Here is an 18,213-nt window from a genome sequence, read left to right as displayed (position 1 = left end):
CCAGGGAGATTCCGACGTAAAAGCGTTCGCGGCAAAGGCGGCAGCGTACAGGGAACCGCAGAAGCGCCAGGCGAGGAGCATCTGTCAGCCGCAGCCGGGATGTCCGGAATTTAGACGTACCGCAATAAGGGCAGTTCATAAGAGGGCTCGTTTCGGTCCTGAAAAGGTGTCACTGATATCGGGTTGATCGCAAAAAGTCGGCTATTTTGAGGAATTCTATGATCTGACTTCGCAATGGCTTCTTGCAAGAGTAAGCCGATTCGCCGCTGGGATAAATTCCATATTACCAAAGTTACTCAAATTAAGATATTTCAATCTCGCAAAAAAAGTGACTCTCGCAAAAATGGGAACATTCACAGGATCAAAGCCTAGGAAGGGAACAGCGACTCGGATGAGACCTGGAAGCTGCCCAGCCGTGGCCGTCGTCGCGATGCACTCGGATGCGGTACCGCCAGTTGGCTCGCCAGTTCCCGGAGCTCCGCCCGTGCGCGCCCGATGGCTGCGGTTACGGCATCCAGCCTTTGCTGGGCATTTTCTTCGCTAACGGATGCAGTCGCCTGCTTTACGGTTCGCGTGCGCGGAGCAGACTCCAAGGCCTGCCGTGCCCCGGCCAGCGTGTATCCCTCTTCGTGGACAAGCTGCTTGATGCGCAGCGCCAGCTCCACTTCGCGACGCCGGTACAGTCGCTGCCCTGTGCCGCCCTTGTTGGGTTTGAGGCTGGGGAACTGAGTCTCCCAGAATCGAAGCACGTACGGCTCTACTCCACAGATGCGTGCAACATCGCCAATGCGAAAGTAGAGTCTGTCAGGAATCTCAACAGTGGATGCCGCGTGCTGCTTGGCGGATTGTGTGGCCATCCTATCCTCCGAAGGGGTTTTCGAACGGGATGGAAACTCTTCAGTAGCCCAAGTTGCAGTATAGGCGTTGCCGGAGAAAATACAGCAGCGGATTTTCCAATCGGTGAAATTCCGCCGGGCAGGTAATCATCCTGCTAACGGGCCCCATCGAGCGCTGCAGGCCCCAGGCGCGTCTGGGCGAAGGGCTGGAGCTGTTATTTAAAGCAGCTTCTCTATGGCCGCGGCAAGATCCGCAGGCGCCGTGCTGGAACCATATCGCCCCACCACCTTGCCCTCGCGATCGATCAGAAACTTGGTGAAGTTCCATTTGATTGCGCTCAAGCCAACCACTCCCAGGATTCCCGGCTTCTCCTGCTTGAGAAATTTGTAGAGCGGGTGAGCATTCGGCCCGTTCACGTCGATTTTGGCAAAGATGGGAAAGCTCACGCCATAATTGAGTTCGCAGAACTGCGCAATCTCTGCCGATGTACCCGGCTCCTGTCCCCCGAACTGGTTGCAGGGGAATCCCAGAATCACAACGCCGCGATCTATATATTGTTTATAAAGTCCTTCGAGACCCGCGTACTGCGGCGTGAAACCGCACTTGCTGGCAGTATTGACGATCACCAGTACCTCGCCCTCATACTGGGCCAGTGGAATGTCATCTCCACTAAGAGAAGCAGCAGAATAATCGTAAATTCGCCGTCGAATTGCATCTGTCATGGAGCAGACCTCACGAGAATCTACATCATACGTCTAAAAAGATGCAGCTCCCGTTCGGTTTGACGTAGTGATGCAAGGCGAACCCGGCCCGCTTCCGATAGACTGGAAACGGTAAATGCAGGAGTAACCCACGTGCCCAGCGATGCAGGTTTTCAATGTGCAGGTTGCGGGGAGTGGAACGAAACCATCGTGGACGAGTCGGCAGGTCGCCGGCAAACCTACGTGGAAGATTGTCAGGTGTGTTGCAAGCCCAATGTTCTGCGAATTGAGTGGGACGAATGGCAAGAAGCATACCGGATCGAGTCGGAGCTGGAAAGTTAAGGGGCACATCAGATTGAACCCATTTGGGAACGACTGGTGTGGCGCAATATAATCAGACTTTCGTTGATCAGGCGTCGATCAGGAACCGATTTTTCAGCAGTGAGGGTGTGCTTATTTTTCCCGTCAAGTCGAACCATGCACCATCTCCGTCCAGTTGCTCGCCGCAGAGTATCGCAGTGGCGAACTTCGGGCGAACCCGATTCCGCAGCCTCAATGGCTACGGTGCCGGCCTCCGTCGTTTTGGGATGGTCCGGGTGTTCGCGGCACTGCTGCTTGTGATCTCCGGCACATTCGCCGTTGCACAATCCAATACCATCGATCAGATTCGCGTGATCGGCAATCGCCGCATTCCTAAGGAAACGGTTCTTGCCCGCCTGTTCACCCATCCAGGCGACACATACGATCCCGCATCGACCGAGCGAGACTTCAACTCACTGTGGAACACGGGTTACTTCGAAGACCTGCGCATCGAGCGCGAGGACTCGGAGAAGGGCGTCATCCTGAACATCTATCTTCGGGAAAAGCCAAACATCCGCGAGATCAAGTACAACGGACTGAACTCAGTTACCCAGTCCGACGTACTGGATCGCTACAAGAAAGAAAAGGTTCCGTTCTCCGTCGAGGGCCAGTACGACGCCACCAAGATCCTGCGCGCCGTCACTGTGCTCAGAGAGCTGCTCGCCGAGCATGGTCACCAGTTCGCCACGATCACGCCCGAGGTAAAGAACATTCCTCCGGCCTCCGTGCAGGTCATCTTCAATATCAAGGAAGGCCCGACGGTCAAGGTTGGCAATATCAAGTTTGTCGGCAACCAGCACATCAGCAGCCTTGTTCTTCGCCGCGCCATGAAGAACCTGCGCCCGGTCGGCATTCCCTACTCGCTGATCTTTGAAAACCTCTTCGCCAAGACCTTCGATAGCACCAAGCTTGAAGAAGACGCAGAGCGTGTTCGTTTCGCGTATCGCGACAAGGGTTACTACAACGCCGCCGTCGAAGAGCCGCGTACGCAGATTCGCGATCAGGGCGGCCTTTCGCTGATTACCTTCCGCCCCAACAAGGGCAAGCGGATCGACATCCTCATGCCCGTTGAAGAAGGCGATCGTTATCGCCTGAGCGGCATCAACTTCACCGGCAACAAGGCCGTCAAGAACGTCCGTGCGCTGCGTGGAACCTTTGCTCTTAAAGATGGGGAGTATTTCAACTCCACCTTGATGGGCAAGGGCCTCGATAACCTCAAGAAGGCCTACGGGCAGCTCGGCTACATCAACTTCGGAGCCATTCCCAAGGCCAACTTCGACGATGCAAAGAAGACCGTCTCCTTCGATATCGATATCGATGAAGGCAAGCCCTTCTACGTCGGCCGTATCGAGATTCAGGGCAACACGCTCACCCGCGATCGTGTCATCCGCCGCGAACTGCTGCTGCAAGAAGGCCAGGTCTACAACTCCCAACTCTGGGAGTACAGCTTGCTTCGCCTCAACCAGCTCGATTACTTCGATCCTCTCAAGGTGGACCAGGACTCCGAAGCTCATCAGGATACCGAAGCCGGTACTGTCGACCTGCTGCTCAAGGTCAAGGAAAAGGGCAAGAACTCAATCGGCCTGAACGGCGGCGTTTCCGGTCTGCAAGGCGCTTTCCTCGGTCTCAACTATCAGACCAACAACTTCCTCGGTCTGGGCGAAACACTCAGCCTGCAGGCCAATCTCGGCAACGTAAATCGCCAGTTCCTCTTTGGCTTTACGCAGCCTTACCTCCGCAATCGTCCGTTGAATCTGGGATTCCAGCTCTTCAATACCAAGACGGATTACAACGCGGCAAAGAACGCTGCTGGCGCATCGGGCCAGGCTGCCAATCTCACCACGCAGCAACAATCGCTGGTGCAGAACTACAACAACACCTCGACAGGTCTGAACGCCTCCGTCAGCTACCCGCTTCCGAAGCATAACTTCCAGCGCGTAGGTTTCACTTACTCTTTGACGCGCTCGTCGATCACAGCGTTCAGTACTGCTTCGCAGAATCTCTTCCAGACCATCAACTTCCGTTCCGGTATTCAGGGACAGAATGCGCTGGATGGCATCATCAACAGCTCAGCCTCGCTCAGCTACATCTACAACACCATCAATAATCCACAGCGCCCGCGCAGTGGTCAGGAATTTTCCGCAGTGCTGCAGGTTGCCGGTATCGGCGGAAACGTCCGCTATGTCTTCCCCGCGGTCGCCTACAAGCGCTTCATGCCGATGAAGAATTTCTTCCCTTCTCCCGACGGTCGAAATGTCTTAGGCATACGCACCGAGTTGAAGTACATCCAGGGCTTTGGTGGCGATGTAGCACCGCCAAACAACCGCTTTTACGCCGGCGGCGAAGGCGATCTGCGTGGCTTCGAAGTTCGCAGCACCACGCCCTACGCCTATATTCCAAATCGCATCCTGTTCAATCTGACCAACCCTGATGGACAGTGCGTTCCGCGCGATCCTAACAATCCGCAGTTGAACCAGTGCATCCAGGTTCCTCTGCCGGTCTACAGCATCGTGTCTGTGGGCGGCGATACCAACTTCACCAACAACATTGAGTACCGCATCCCCATCATGGGACCTGTCACTTTTGCTTTCTTCAATGACTTCGGCATCGACGCTGCGCTATCCAAAACGCAGCTCAAGCAGAGTCCTGAAGGAGCAGCCAGTCTCAACGCTCCACTCTATGGTTGCCCTGTCTATAACAACGGCGCCTGCGTGGGCGGCGTGCAGATCAAGTTCAACGACCTGATTCGCCCGTTGACTGGTACCAACTTCGTGCCACGCATGTCTACCGGCGCGGAGCTGCAGGTACTGGCTCCTATCATCAACGCTCCAATCCGCGTCTACTACGCCTTCAACCCGCTGCGTCTCCAGCGTATCGATCCAGGTCAGCACTTGATCACGCGTGAAATGTTCCCACCGGGCGGCGCAGGCGATTACTCCTATGCCCAGGCCATCCAGCTTTACGGCTCGCAATACCAGTTACGCGAACCTCGTAAGGAATTTCGTCTGACAGTATCGACGACCTTCTAGCGCCAGGTTCATGGCAAGACCAACCACAGGGGCTGCCAATTCAGGCAGCCCCTGTAAATTTATGCGCCGCGATCAGACACAATACAGCAGTAGGGTTTGCACGGTCCTTAAATATTGCAAAAATCCTTGTATTTACTGGGATTTTTACGCTCCGAACGTTTGACCAACCCCATCCCCGCTCCTATAATCCTTTATAGTTCCTGCTGACGTCTCTGTCCGCGTCTTACTCCAGTTCCGCTCTTGCCCTTCGGCCAGAGAGATTCCCGTAAAGACTCGAGAGGTTGAACAGGAAGCAATGTCTTGCTTCCCCGAAGGAATGCGGGCACACATCAGGAATATCGAAGGAGTCTCCGATTCAAATGAAGCGTACTCTTGCACTTGCCCTTCTGGCTTCAGGCTTTGTTCCGACTGCCTTGAACGCCGCTGCCCAAACACCGGCCGCACCAGCTGCTGTAACCGTCTCTGCGATCCCGGCCAAGGTAGCAGTACTCGCGTTTCAGGTAGCGGTAGCCCAAACCAATGAAGGCCAGCGCAACTTCGCTGATCTCCAGAAGAAATTCGAGCCCAAGCGCGCTCAACTCAAGGCCCAGAACGACGAAATAGAAGGCCTGAAGAAGGCATTGCAGGCCCAGGGCGATAAGCTTACACCGGCAGAAAGCTCCAGCCGCGCCAAGACCATCGACGAAAAGACCAAGCAGCTTCAGCGCGCCGCCGAAGACGCGCAGAATGACTTCCAGCAGGAAATCCAGGATATGTACAACACCCTGGCTTCCAAGGTCTACGAAGTGGTTTCCTCTTACGCTCAGGAGCAGGGTTTCACGCTCGTAGTTGATGTGAGCCAGCAGCAGAGCCCGGTTCTGTGGGCAGCAGAGTCCACCAACATCACGCAGCCGATCATCCTGGCCTACAACACCAAGTCCGGCGTACCTGCACCTCCTGCACAGCCGAATGCTCCCGAAGCAGGACAGGCCCCTCGGCCTGCAGCTACGCGGAAGGCTCCGGCCGCTGCCCCCAAGAACTAACTCAACGGCAGGGTCATTACCCCAAACAGCCCCGGAACCTCGGGGCTGTTTGGCGTTATCGGGTTACAGATCGCCACCCGCCCAATTACCCGGTTGCCTATATAAAAATGCTCATTCCGTAACATTCCCGCAATTTACGAAAATCATTTCAAATCCGGCTGAATTATCAAACGGGAAAATTAAGAAATACCCCAGCCCGACCTGTGGAAAATTCTGTGGATTCTTTTTGGCAAAAAAGCGAAAATTTTCCCCATTAACCTATTGCCAATACCCAGCATTTTTTGGTTAAGGTTATAAGCCTTTATTAATCAACAAAATTTATGGGAACGGTACCAAAGTTTTTTTGATGAGTGCAGGCTCGCGCATTTTTTGCTTGCCCAAAAGGTTTCCACAGATGCATGTGAATAGACGATGACTGCCAATGGCGAGATTGAGCCGTATTGCACATAGGATGTGCTACGACTGCGTATCCTCGCCAACCCGCAAAACGGCAAGAAATGCTTCCTGCGGAATGTCGACTTTGCCGATCCGCTTCATCCGCTTTTTGCCCTCTTTTTGCTTGTCAAGCAGCTTACGCTTTCGGCTGATGTCTCCGCCATAACATTTTGCAATCACATTTTTTCGAAGCGCGACGACCGTTTCACGAGCTACGATCTTTGCTCCGATCGCAGCCTGAATAGCGACCTCAAACTGTTGCCGCGGAATTAGCTCGCGCATCTTTGAAACCAGCGCTTTGCCGCGCTCATAGGCAAACTCGCGATGCACAATGATGGACAAAGCATCGACCGGCTCTCCCGACACCAGGATATCCATCTTCACCATCGGCGACTCCCACATGCCCGCCAGCTGATAATCCAGCGAAGCATAGCCGCGTGAGACCGACTTGAGCCGATCATAGAAGTCGAGCACGATCTCATTCAGTGGCAATTCGTACGTCAACATCACGCGCGTCGGAGTCACATACTCAAAGTTCTTCTGTCGCCCACGCTTTTCTTCAACCAGCTTGAGAATGCCGCCGACATACTCCTCGTTGGTGAGAATCATCGCGTTGATGATCGGTTCTTCAATCGTCTCAATGTTCGTAGGCTCAGGCCAGCGTGAAGGATTCTCGACTTCGACCACTTCACCGCTCGTCAGCGTGATTCTGTAACGCACGCCAGGCGCGGTCGTGATCAGGTCCAGGTTGTACTCGCGCTCGATGCGCTCCTGGATGATCTCCATGTGCAGCAGCCCGAGAAACCCGCAACGAAAGCCAAAGCCGAGCGCAACAGAACTTTCCGGCTCGAAGAAGAACGACGAATCATTCAGCCGCAGCTTCTCCAGCGCATCGCGCAGCAGTGTGTGTTCATGCGAATCGACCGTGTAGAGGCCCGCAAAGACCATCGGCATGATTTCCATGAAGCCGGGTAGTTGCTCTGCCGCCGGATGCTCATCGTCCGTAACCGTATCGCCAATCTTCGTATCAGCCACGTTCTTGATCGTCGCCGTGAAGAAACCGACTTCGCCTGCAGTCAACTCGGCTATGGGAACAGGCTTAGGGGTCAGCACACCCAGCGTATCGATAAGAAACGTGCGGCCATTCGACATGAAACGAATCTTCTGTCCCTGTTTCATGCGTCCGTTGACCACGCGGGCAAGTACCACCACGCCGCGGTATGGATCGAACCAGGAATCAAAAATCAGCGCCTGCAGCGGAGCATCGATGTCGCCCTTTGGCGGCGGCAACCGATGCACAATCGCTTCCAGTATGTCTCCAACGCCCAAACCCGTCTTCGCGCTCACCGGAATAGCATCCGTCGCGTCCAAACCAACGGCCTGCTCGATAGCTTCCTGCGTGCGCGTAATGTCCGCGGAAGGCAGGTCGATCTTGTTGATGATCGGAATGATTTCCAGGCCGCCGCTGATGGCCAGGAAGGCGTTCGCCAGCGTCTGGGCCTCCACCCCCTGGCTCGCATCCACAACGAGCAGCGCGCCCTCGCAGGAGGCCAAAGAGCGCGACACCTCGTAGCTGAAATCAACGTGACCCGGAGTGTCGATCAGGTTGAGCTGATACGTGATGCCGTTCTTCGCCGTGTACATCATGCGCACGGCATGAGCCTTGATGGTGATGCCGCGCTCGCGCTCGAGATCCATGGCATCGAGCACCTGCGCCTGCATTTCACGCGCAGTAAGGGAGCCGGTCATCTCCAGCAAACGGTCTGAGAGCGTCGACTTACCGTGGTCGATATGGGCAATGATCGCGAAATTTCGGAGAAGGCTTGAATCCATGAGAAGACGTCACAAAGGGAGATTCGCAAGTTGCAGCGAGATTGTCCCTAAGTTCATAGCTTATCATCGGGAAAGTGTCTGATGCTCTGCGACCCGGTTCAATGAAACCACCTGGTGGCACGTCTAATTTTTATAGGTTGTCCTGTCCCGATGGATCCAGATGGATATTGTACCGATGGGTATCGCTCAAACGCGCATTTTCGGTCGCACAGCACACATGCCCTCGGCATCCACAGTGTCGTTGCTGCTCGCTCTTGGAGTGCTTGTTCTTGGCCTGTCCGGCTGCCCGGCAACGCCGACCACGGCTCAACCCTCCACTGGTGGAGCACAAGCCGCTGCCCCGGCGCTGCAACAGCCTGCTCCGCAGCCAGCATCCAGGCCTGCCGGCCCCGCAGCAGTGCTCACGCCAGCGCAGCAGCATACGCAGCAGTTGATCGCCAGGGTAGAGCAGTCGTTTCAAAGCGGCCAGACGCACTACCGTCAGGGGCAGCTGGTACAGGCTAAGAAAGACTTCGACACCGCCGTGGACTCCATGCTCGCCAGCGGCCTCGACATCAAGGCAGACCCTCAACTCGATGACGAATTCAATCGCATCCTCGACGCCGTTAACGCTCTCGAGATGGACGCCCTGAAGCGCGGCAACGGCTTCGCTCCGGCAATCGAACCCACACCCGCCGACGTGGCCAACGATGTCACTTTTGAAGTAGACCCCAACCTCGTCGCCAAGGCCAAGGCTGAGCTCGTCACCACCAAATCCGACATCCCGCTCGTGATCAACGACTATGTCGCCAGCTACATCAACTTTTTCGCCAATACGCAAAAGGGCCACAATACGCTGAAGCATTCCCTCCAGCGTTCGGGCCGCTACAAGGCGATGATCCAGCGCGTCATGGCTGAAGAGGGCGTTCCGCAGGATCTCATTTATCTGGCTGTTGCCGAATCCGCCTTTCAGCCGCAGGTCGTCAATCACAGCTCAGGCGCCGGCGGCATGTGGCAGTTCATGCCTCACGACAAGTATTACGGGCTGGCCAGCAACGCCTATGTGGACGAGCGCTTCGACCCCGAGAAGTCCACCCACGCCACGGCCAAATATATGAAATTCATCTACAACCAGTTGGGGGATTGGTACCTGGCAATGGCCGGCTACAACTGGGGCACAGGCCGCGTGCAGCAGGCCGTGCAAAAGACCGGCTATGCCGATTTTTGGGAGCTCTACAAACGCAATAATCTTCCCGCGCAAACCAAGGATTACGTGCCGGAAATTATCGCGGCCATCATCATCTCTAAAAATCCCACGCAGTACGGATTCGATGACGTACAGCTTGATCCGCCGATCACCTACGACACGGTCAAAATCAATTACTCCGTCGATCTGCGATTGGTAGCCGACATTGTCGGCTCGGATCCACAAGAGCTGGCTCTACTCAATCCAAGCCTGCTGCGGCTCGCCACGCCCCCTCCATCGCTGCTCGAGTCGCCCTTCGATCTCCACGTTCCTTCTGGAACCGCAGCGATCTATGAGCAGCGCATCTCCGAGATCCCGGAAGATCGCCGCGCGCAATGGCGCTACCATCGCGTGTCCAGCGAAGACACACTCGCCAGCATCGCCCGCACCTTCCACGTCAGTGCAGACCAGTTGGCGACGGTCAATCAACTCCACGCCGACGATTCACTCGATGGCGTCGAAGCGCTCGTGATTCCTGTTCCTCTTCCTTCAGCACCTGCCGCTCGCACCGATGTTTACAGGGCGCGCAGAGGCGATACGCTGGTCACCATAGCCGACCGCTTCGGTGTTTCGCTCGAAGATTTGCGTCGTTGGAATCACGGCATCGGAGCGAGTGTAGCCGCAGGCCAGCGCATTCGCGTCACCGAACCCGTACACCTCGCGCCGCATTCGCGCGATCGTAATCACCGCTCTACGCAAGGCGCTAAGCAGAGCATTCCAGCTCACGGCAAAGCCTCAAAGTATGGTGGCGCAGAGCAGTCTTCAGGCAAGCAAGCAGCAAATAAGAAAGAAAATTATTCAATAAAGAAGACAGTCGCAAAGTCCTCGAACAAGACGCAAAGTGCGTCAGAGGCGCATAAACAGGGCGATTCCAAAAAGGGCAGCAAAACTCCCAAAAGTACAAAGAAGAAAAATATACAGAAGTAGCTACTTACATACTTGTCATCGCTGGAAATTCCGTGCAAGCTATTGCTACAATGTGCGCCGAAGGCGAATGCGCGCAAACCTTGCGTGAAGCACCCGCACAAACTTAAACAGCGTGGATACGCTGGAGGCAAAAGGCATGGCAGAAGTGATCCGGATGTACGCAAGCAGTGACTTCGACGACAACGCAGCACCAACCGAAGTAAACCCCGCGCAGGAAATCGAACTCGAAGACGAAGAAGAAGAAAGCGTCCAGAGCAGCGTAATAGAAATCATCGAAGCGATCGTGGTTGAAGAGCCGATTGCCGTTCTCGTGTCGGCTCCGGCGCCGGCGAAAAAAGCTCCGGCGAAGAAGGCAGTTGCGAAAAAGGCTCCTGCAAAGAAGTCCGCAGCCACAAAAGCACCGGCGAAAAAAGCAGCGGCTAAAAAGGCTGTTGCGAAGAAAGCCCCAGCCAAGAAAGCCGTTGCCAAAAAGGCTCCGGCCAAGAAGGCTGCTCCGGTCAAGAAGACCGCAGCCAAAAAGATTGTGGCGAAAAAGGCCACGAAGAAGTCTGCCGCAAAGACGAGCAGTACTGGTGCCAGGAGCGGCGGCAAGGTCGCAGTGAAAAAAGCTGCGGTCGGCAAGAGCACCAGCAAACCAACGAAGAGAGGTACAACTTTGGCAGTCAAGAAAGCAGCAAAGAAGGCAGTAAAGGCGCCGGCGAAAAAGGCCGTTGCGAAGAAGGCTCCGGCTAAGAAGGCAGTTGCAAAGAAGGCCGTAGCGAAGAAGGCTGTAGCCAAGAAGGCACCGGCGAAGAAGGCCGTTGCAAAGAAGGCTCCCGCGAAGAAGGCAGTTGCGAAGAAGGCTCCTGCAAAGAAGGCCGTTGCCAAGAAGGCAGCAGCAAAGTAAGCAACCCTAACCAATCCATGTAGTACCAGGCAAGCAAAAGGGCCCGGCCGAGATTTTCTCGATCGCCGGGCTTTTTTGCGTCTGCGATTATTTTGGCGGGAACGGGCAAGTACAAATATGCGCCCAATAATTTTGGCCATGCCGTCCGCCTCTTGCCGTCCCCGGCGAAGAAAGCGAGCAGCATGGCCACTCTTGAATCAGTTGCAGCAGAGGTTACTTTCCGCCCGCCTCGATAGCTGCAAGTACATTCGTGCTGTGGTTCTTCAGATCGTCGTCGACATTCGGCCATGTCTTGACTACCTTGCCCGAAGGATCGATCAGAAAGGTCTGCCGCAAAGCAATCGTGACCGGCTCATGCGTCTTCGGATTTTCAAATGTCTTTACCGGCACGCCGTAAGCATCCACAACCTTGTGCGTCGGGTCGGCGAGCAGTTTAAAGGTCAGGCTCTCCTTGGTGCAAAAGCCCTTGTGGCTCTCGGTCGTATCCAGGCTCACGCCAAGAACCACCGCATTCGCGGCCTTGAACTTGTCCAGATCGCGCTGGAAGTTATGCGCCTCAAGTGTGCAGCCGCCAGTGAAATCCTTCGGGTAAAAGTACAGTACGACCCACTTGCCCTTGTACTCAGCGAGGCTGATGGGCGTATTGTCCTGCGAGGGCAGCGTAAAGCCCGGCGCGGTAGTCCCGGCTTGCAAAGCATCACCAGCATGGGCTGGTAGAACGGCAGCAGACAACAACAGTGCCGCGGAAAGCGAAAGCAGTGCGAATTTCTTCATGGCTTGAATCCTCCGAAGGGTGGAAGTGTGAAACAGATAACGACCGAAAGCGCCCGGACTACATGCCCAGACAACAGCGTGCTGAACATATGAGTCGACAGGCTTAGAAGACGTTACAGCCCGGTCTCAGGATGCGGTTAAGATTGTCATTTCTTTGTCACAGCTCTTTGTCACGGCACTTCGGTCACCGGCACATCATAGGGTCATGCGCGGAGCAACAGCAACAATCGCGATCCCCGCATCTGCAGCTCTGCGAACCAGGAACTCCCTGTCGAAGATGAGTGTACGCCCCGCCTCAATCGCCAGGCAGCTCGCCCCGGCGCGGATCATCGTCTCCAGCGTGCGCTCCCCAATCACTGGCACATCAAAGCGCATATCCTGCCTGGGTTTGGGCAACTTGATCACGGTGAGGCTGCGCCGCAGCGTAGAAGCAGCGTCCTGCGCGTCCTCGGAATTCAGGGTACGCATCAGCTCACCCGCCCGCTCAATCGACGCGTCCGTGCCTTCCATGGCCTCTACGGCCACACAGGCTTGCGCGGCCACCACCACCGTCTGCCCGATATCGAAGCTGGCCAGCCCCGTAGCAACCGTCAGCCCGTATTCGATGTCCTTGCGCTCTTCTTCGTTCGGCGAGCGGTCCGTCAGTACGCCCTCCTGCGCCAGCAGCGGCTCCAGGAAGGCCGTCGAAGAGATCAACTCGATTCCTTCATCGCCCAGCACCTTCGCCACCGCGCCCAGCAGTACATCCGTATTGCGCGTTCGCAGATTCAGCAACAGCTTCGCCAGGCGCCAGTCCGGGCGAATGCTCGAAAAAATCTGTTTGTGCTTCACCTGCCCGGCCATCACCGCATGGCGAACACCGGCGCGCTGAAATGTCTCAATCAATTTAGACAGCTCACCCAGCGAGAGCCAATGCACCGTAATGCCCACATCCCGCGCAGCCCGCTCATTGATCTCCGGATCGGTCTCTTCCTTGATCGCCGCGACCACCACCTGCCGTCCCTCGGCACGCGCAGCATCCAGCAGTAGAAAAGGAAACCGGCCATTCCCGGCAATAAGCCCCAGCTTCAATTCAGAAGGCACGGCTACTTGATCACTCCGCGCTGACTGCGCTCGATAAACGAAATCAGGTATCCGAGATCCTCGCGCGAGCTGATTTCTATCTCCGGCAACTGCTCCAGCTCTTTAAGCTTTTCCAGGGCGCTGCTGGTATTCAGCTTCGCTGCAAGCAGCAAACGATAGGCTTTCTGCAGCAGTTGCAACCGCTCCGGAGAAAACCCCCGCCGCGAAAGACCAACCTTGTTAATCCCGAAAGCCTTGTTCTCGCGCCTCGATGAAGTCAGCGAATAAGGCAGCACATCCTGCGTAACAATCGTTCCGCCGCCAATATACGCATGTGCGCCCACCGTGCAGAACTGATGCACCGGGCTGAACGCACCCACGGTCGCATAGTCCTCGACGATCACATGCCCGGCCAGCGTAGCCGCATTCGCCAGAATGCAATTGCTCCCCACATGACTGTCATGCCCAATGTGAACGTAAGCCATAATCAGGCATCCCGAGCCAATCGTCGTAACGCCCCCGCCCTTGGTCGTCCCGCGCGAGACCGTGACACATTCGCGAATCGTATTGTCGTCCCCGATCGTCGTTTCGGTAGGCTCGCCCTGGTACTTCAAATCCTGGGGCGAAACCCCAATCGACGTGAACGCATGAACGGTGTTCCGCGCGCCAAGCCCTGTATGACCATCGATCACCACGTGCGAGATCAGATTGCAGTCCTCTCCCAGCACAACGTCCGGCCCGATGGTGCAAAAAGGCCCCACTGTGCAGGACTCCGGCACAACCGCCCCCGCAGCGATAACCGCGCTTGGATGAATGCTCACTCCGCAGTCACCGCTTCCGCGGCTGGCTCAGCCTCCGAGGAACTGCCCTCAGCTGGCCCCGCTCTGCGTTGCCGTGGCACCACCGCGCAGGTCAGCGTAGCCTCGCAGGCCAGCTTGCCATCCACGTACGCCTTGCCTTCCATGCGCCCCGCGCGTGGGCGGAACGACAGCACATCGACCTCGATGCGCAGTTGATCCCCCGGCGTAATCGGTCGGCGAAACTTGGCCTTCTCTATGCCGGTAAACACCACCAGCTTTTGTTCCCGGTCTGCCACTTCTGACAGCAGCAAAATGCAGCCAGCCTGGGCCATCGCCTCCACCACCAGCACTCCCGGCATGATTGGATAGCCAGGGAAATGTCCGTTGAAAAATGGCTCATTGATGGTTACGTTTTTAAGAGCAATGATCCGTTTGGAGCGCTCAAATCCAACCACCCGGTCGATCAGTAAAAACGGGTAGCGATGCGGCAAAAACTCCATGATCTGCCCAATATCGAGAGTCTTGATTTCCGGCGTCATACGCGGCTCCAATGGCAGATTACTGCGCCCACCGGCGCAATAGGGAATTATAAATGGCGGCTGCCATCGAGCCCGCAAGCGCCAGGTCCGTACTTCACGGCACGATAAGGAAGTCGACAGGAAAGTCGACGGGGAAGTAGAAGGGAAAGCCGACAGAGAAGTAGGGAAGGGACACACAATCGTGCCGGGTTTTCAATTGCAGAAGGTTGCTAAACGATGCCGGAAAAAGTGTTGGGTGCATTCTGCAGATTCACGTCCACATCGAGAAACTCACATGCAAACTTGCCCTGCTTTTTACGCTCCGGCCACTCATGCACAAACCGCAAAAGCTGATCCGAAGGAACAGGCTTCTGAAACAGGTAACCCTGCCCGGCATTGCAGCCGATCTCTCGCAATGCACGAAGCTCCCCAAAATCTTCAACCCCCTCGGCAATCGTCTTCAGGTTCAACTGCCTGGCCATCACCACAATCGTCTGGCATAGCGACTGCGCCTGCGCAGAGCGATCCACCCCGTGTACAAAACACTTATCGATCTTCATCGTGTTCAGCGGCAGTCCCTTGAGCGCGTTAAAGCCCGTGTAACGCGTGCCAAAGTCATCCAGAGATACATTGACTCCAATAGCTCGCAATCCCTTGAGCCGTTCGCTGAACAAGTCTTCATCGTCCATCAAAAGAGATTCAGTCATCTCGATGTCCAACTGCGTATTGTGCCCCAACGGATTCGCGGCCAGCTCCCGCTCGACAATCGATACAAAGTCTTCCTGGCGTACGTTTGCAGCCGAAGCATTCACCGCCACAGAAGGCATCGTCACTCCGGCAGCTCGCCAGCTCGCAGCATCGATCAGCAGGCGTCGCAGAGAATGCGCAAAGATTTCATGAATGAGATTCGATCGCTCCGCAACCGGAATAAACTGCGTCGGTGAGACAGGTCCGCGTGTCGGATGATCCCACCGCGTCAGTCCCTCCACGCCCAAAATATCTCCGGTCCTAAGATCGATCTGAGGCTGATACACCAGCGTGAGTTGATGCTCATGCAAGGCAATGCGAAGATCCTTTTCGAGGCTTCGTTCCTGTAGCAGGGCAACATTCATCTCTGGTTGAAACGGCACTGCGTAGCGGCCTCGCGTTCCAGCGGCAGAGACTGCAGCCACACTTGCAAAACGAATCAGATCCTCAGACGAATTCGCATCCTCGGGAAAGAAAGCCACTCCGGCAGCGATCTCCGGCTTCCCTTCAGAACCGCGTATATGCAGATGCGAAGCCTCTTCAACAATCCAATTCAGCCGCGCTTCAATACGATCGTCGCTTCTAAGTGCGATTACAAAACATTGGTCGCTGTACCTGCTGATGAGCTCTCCGCCATTCACCCACGGACGCAACGAATCAGCTACCGTGCGGATCAGACGCTCCGCTCCCTCATCGCCCCCAATGGAATACTCACGTCGCAGGTTCAGCACGTCGATCCACAGCACAGCGATCTCCTGCCCCGCCGCCGCCGCATTGCCCAGCATCTGCTTCAACGACTTTCGAAACGAGACGTAGTTCGGCAGGCTTGTGATCAGATCATGGTGAAAACCATACTCGAGCGACTGGAAGAAAAATTCCTCTCCGAGCGTCTGTTGTGTTACCGGTTTCATGAAACAACCCTTTCGACGCTCACAGAGAATGCCTATGGAATGTGTATGTCCAACTAACCGAATTCACGTAACGAAGGGGGAATTTCCTCTTGGAACGATCAGAATGGTTTCAGAGTACCTACGCTTTGATTACTCTGGGCATCCCACGTACCTGTAGCTGCCGTCACTAAAGTTGTAGAAAACCGGCAAAACGCACCCTTCCTGGGGCACGAGTTCGGTACTTTACTTTATTTCTTCACGATCTTTGCCGCCGTAGCATCTATATCGAACTCATCCGCAGGCAGTTGCTGGTTATAAATAGCCTTGAATAAAAATCGCTGGTTCACCATATCTCCGTTTTTGAACCGCGTGATGTTATACGGAGTAGGGAAGCCATCTACCGGACGATAGTTGTCGTATTCCTCTGCGTCCTCGTTCTTATCCTTGTAAACCGGGTCACGCCATTGAAAGGTCCGCCGCAGCGGCAGATGCGTCTGCACATCCGTCTGGATAGTTACCGCTTCATTCTTAGCCGAGATCAGCGTGACCTGCTCCGCCATATGTCTTTCCGCCAGCCGCTGCCCCTCATAGATCAAAATCGTTTGCGGATCGTTCAGCCACTGCTTGATTACCGTCTCAATCGAGTGGTCACGGCGGCGAAGATAGTCCTCGACCTGTTCCTTCGGCAACTGTTTCTTGCCGTTATAGAGAATCTCCCAACCCTCCTGCCCCGTATAAATCTGAACTACATCGCGATGCTTCGTATACTCGATGCGATCCTTATCCGGCCAGGTGTGAATCTCCCAGTACTCCGTAGTCTCACCCGAAGGCTTGCCCTGGTAGAAAGCCGCAGAGCGTCCCTGCATCTCGCGGTTCTGCATATGCAGCCACGCATCGCCACCCAGCGCCTTGACCATGGCATCCAGGGCAGCCCGAGCCTGCCCTGCATTCTTGGCAGCTTCATCCTCAGGCTTATGCGCAGCGTAGATCGCCGTCGCCCCCAGCAGAAGTGCAATCAGCACAGCCGACACTTTGGACATTCCTGTCATCGACCTCACCCGCCTATCCTACGAGCACAGCCCCACCATTGACATTCAGTACCTCACCACTGATAAACCCCGCCAGCGGAGTACACAAAAACAGCACCGGTCCCGCAATCTCATTCACCGTCGCCGCGCGGCCAAGCGGAATCCCCGAGGCCGCCTTTGGCCCAGCTTCAGGATGGTTCAACGTAGCCGCCGACATCTCCGTAGCAACCCACCCCGGAGCCACGCAATTCACCAGAATTCCAGAAGGCGCCAACTCGCTCGACAGGCTCTTTGTCAGACTGATCAATGCCCCTTTGGTCACTGCATAATCCGCATGGTTCGCCTCACCGCGCTGCCCGGCTGTGGAGCTGATCAGCACGATGTGTCCCCTCGCACCCGTCGCACCGGACCCAGCCTTGCCCTGCCCTTGCATCTGTCGCACCGCCGCCTGCACCAGCCCAAAAACGGAGTCCAGATTCACCGCCAGCGTCTCTCTCCATTGGCTCTCCGCCATCTCGGCAATCGGAGCATCGTGAGGCGGCCAGATGCCATGATTCACCACCAGAATATCCAGCCGGTCAAAGGCTGCAACCGTAGACTCCACCAGCGCCCGGCCATGCGCCGGAGTGCTCAGCTCCTGCTCAAAAGCCACGCAGCGCCCTGGTCCGCCATTCGCTTCCGACACGGCTTCAGCCCGCTCGCGTGCGCTGCGGTAATTGAAAGCCACACGCGCTCCGGCTGCGGCAAACAGCCGCACCGTCTCCGCGCCAATTCCTCGCGAGCCGCCTGTAATCAACGCTACTTTGTTATTGAGATCGAGGGAAACACCATGCATAGGCCCACGCTATAGCAGCAAGCCAGACGGAAGCAAACCTATCTTCTTATTCCTGCCATCCAGGCGTGAAAATCAGATCGCGCGAAGCAGCCGCCCCGGCAACAGGATGATTCCACTCACCAGTCCAAGCACGCCTTCCACCGCGATTCCAACCAGCCGGAAGGGCAGCAGCAGAAGCCAGACGATGGGGTACAGAATCAACGCAACCAACGCCAACGGCCAGCAAAAAACCAGCAGGACACACCACAAAAGAAACTTGACCATAACGCACTTCTTTCCGTAAATGTCCTCAGAGGACGCCTCT

The 18,213-nt window shown here is 55.8% G+C and carries 16 protein-coding genes; 5 read left to right on the top strand and 11 right to left on the bottom strand.

From position 1 onward, the window contains the following. Positions 1-368: 368 nt before the first annotated feature. A complete protein-coding gene (locus OHL19_RS00165; protein ID WP_263355537.1) occupies positions 369-857 on the bottom strand; it encodes a MerR family transcriptional regulator in 489 nt (162 codons plus the stop codon). A gap of 198 nt (positions 858-1,055) precedes the next feature. Beyond that, positions 1,056-1,559 carry a glutathione peroxidase gene (locus tag OHL19_RS00160; RefSeq protein WP_263355536.1) on the bottom strand — a complete coding sequence of 168 codons (504 nt, stop codon included), beginning with the start codon at positions 1,557-1,559 and terminating at the stop codon, positions 1,056-1,058. Positions 1,560-1,691: 132 nt separating this feature from the next. Here OHL19_RS00160 and OHL19_RS00155 point away from each other — a divergent pair, with 132 nt between their 5' ends. The 3 genes from OHL19_RS00155 to OHL19_RS00145 all read left to right on the top strand — a co-directional run bounded on the left by OHL19_RS00155 (position 1,692) and on the right by OHL19_RS00145 (position 5,949). Next, positions 1,692-1,880 carry a CPXCG motif-containing cysteine-rich protein gene (locus tag OHL19_RS00155; RefSeq protein WP_263355535.1) on the top strand — a complete coding sequence of 63 codons (189 nt, stop codon included), beginning with the start codon at positions 1,692-1,694 and terminating at the stop codon, positions 1,878-1,880. A gap of 107 nt (positions 1,881-1,987) precedes the next feature. After that, complete coding sequence (bamA, locus tag OHL19_RS00150; RefSeq protein ID WP_317890530.1) at positions 1,988-4,927, top strand: outer membrane protein assembly factor BamA; 2,940 nt, start codon at positions 1,988-1,990, stop codon at positions 4,925-4,927. A gap of 359 nt (positions 4,928-5,286) precedes the next feature. Beyond that, positions 5,287-5,949, top strand: coding sequence for an OmpH family outer membrane protein (locus OHL19_RS00145; RefSeq protein ID WP_263355534.1), 663 nt, complete (start codon positions 5,287-5,289; stop codon positions 5,947-5,949). 456 nt (positions 5,950-6,405) lie between these two features. Here OHL19_RS00145 and lepA read toward each other — a convergent pair whose 3' ends face one another. Then, on the bottom strand, positions 6,406-8,217 hold the full coding sequence (gene lepA, locus OHL19_RS00140; RefSeq protein ID WP_263355533.1) for a translation elongation factor 4: 1,812 nt from the start codon (positions 8,215-8,217) through the stop codon (positions 6,406-6,408). A gap of 175 nt (positions 8,218-8,392) precedes the next feature. On the opposite strand from lepA, the gene OHL19_RS00135 reads away from it, so the two are divergent. Together OHL19_RS00135 and OHL19_RS00130 are read left to right on the top strand one after the other, a co-directional pair. Beyond that, positions 8,393-10,369: a transglycosylase SLT domain-containing protein gene (locus OHL19_RS00135; RefSeq protein ID WP_263355531.1), complete on the top strand. Its 1,977-nt coding sequence runs from the start codon at positions 8,393-8,395 to the stop codon at positions 10,367-10,369. 136 nt (positions 10,370-10,505) lie between these two features. Continuing rightward, positions 10,506-11,255: a histone H1-like repetitive region-containing protein gene (locus tag OHL19_RS00130; RefSeq protein WP_263355530.1), complete on the top strand. Its 750-nt coding sequence runs from the start codon at positions 10,506-10,508 to the stop codon at positions 11,253-11,255. Positions 11,256-11,468: 213 nt separating this feature from the next. Here the strand turns inward: OHL19_RS00130 and OHL19_RS00125 are convergent, their stop codons facing one another. The 8 genes from OHL19_RS00125 to OHL19_RS00090 form a co-directional block, all read right to left on the bottom strand. Further along, positions 11,469-12,029, bottom strand: a complete 561-nt coding sequence (locus OHL19_RS00125) for a peroxiredoxin (protein WP_263355529.1) — start codon at positions 12,027-12,029, stop codon at positions 11,469-11,471. Positions 12,030-12,224: 195 nt separating this feature from the next. Next, entirely contained in the window at positions 12,225-13,112 is an 888-nt protein-coding gene (locus tag OHL19_RS00120) for an LpxI family protein (protein WP_263355528.1), read from the bottom strand. Between the two features lie 2 nt (positions 13,113-13,114). Further along, the gene (lpxA, locus tag OHL19_RS00115; protein ID WP_263355527.1) at positions 13,115-13,912 is read right to left on the bottom strand and encodes an acyl-ACP--UDP-N-acetylglucosamine O-acyltransferase; all 798 of its coding nucleotides are present in this window, start codon (positions 13,910-13,912) and stop codon (positions 13,115-13,117) included. Continuing rightward, positions 13,909-14,430 (bottom strand): 3-hydroxyacyl-ACP dehydratase FabZ, encoded by a 522-nt coding sequence (gene fabZ / locus OHL19_RS00110; RefSeq protein WP_263355525.1) that lies wholly within the window; start codon positions 14,428-14,430, stop codon positions 13,909-13,911. The genes lpxA and fabZ overlap by 4 nt, the downstream gene beginning before the upstream one ends. 209 nt (positions 14,431-14,639) lie before the next feature. Further along, positions 14,640-16,067, bottom strand: coding sequence for a putative bifunctional diguanylate cyclase/phosphodiesterase (locus OHL19_RS00105; RefSeq protein WP_263355524.1), 1,428 nt, complete (start codon positions 16,065-16,067; stop codon positions 14,640-14,642). A 227-nt stretch (positions 16,068-16,294) separates the two neighbouring features. Beyond that, positions 16,295-17,104 (bottom strand): hypothetical protein, encoded by an 810-nt coding sequence (locus OHL19_RS00100; protein WP_263355523.1) that lies wholly within the window; start codon positions 17,102-17,104, stop codon positions 16,295-16,297. 4 nt (positions 17,105-17,108) lie between these two features. Next, positions 17,109-17,909 (bottom strand): SDR family NAD(P)-dependent oxidoreductase, encoded by an 801-nt coding sequence (locus OHL19_RS00095; protein WP_263355522.1) that lies wholly within the window; start codon positions 17,907-17,909, stop codon positions 17,109-17,111. A 72-nt stretch (positions 17,910-17,981) separates the two neighbouring features. After that, on the bottom strand, positions 17,982-18,173 hold the full coding sequence (locus OHL19_RS00090) for a hypothetical protein (RefSeq protein ID WP_263355521.1): 192 nt from the start codon (positions 18,171-18,173) through the stop codon (positions 17,982-17,984). Between the last annotated feature and the right edge of the window lie 40 nt (positions 18,174-18,213).

The sequence above is a fragment of the Acidicapsa ligni genome (genome assembly GCF_025685655.1).
GTDB lineage: Bacteria > Acidobacteriota > Terriglobia > Terriglobales > Acidobacteriaceae > Acidicapsa > Acidicapsa ligni.
This window is presented reverse-complemented; position numbering and strand designations above follow the sequence as displayed.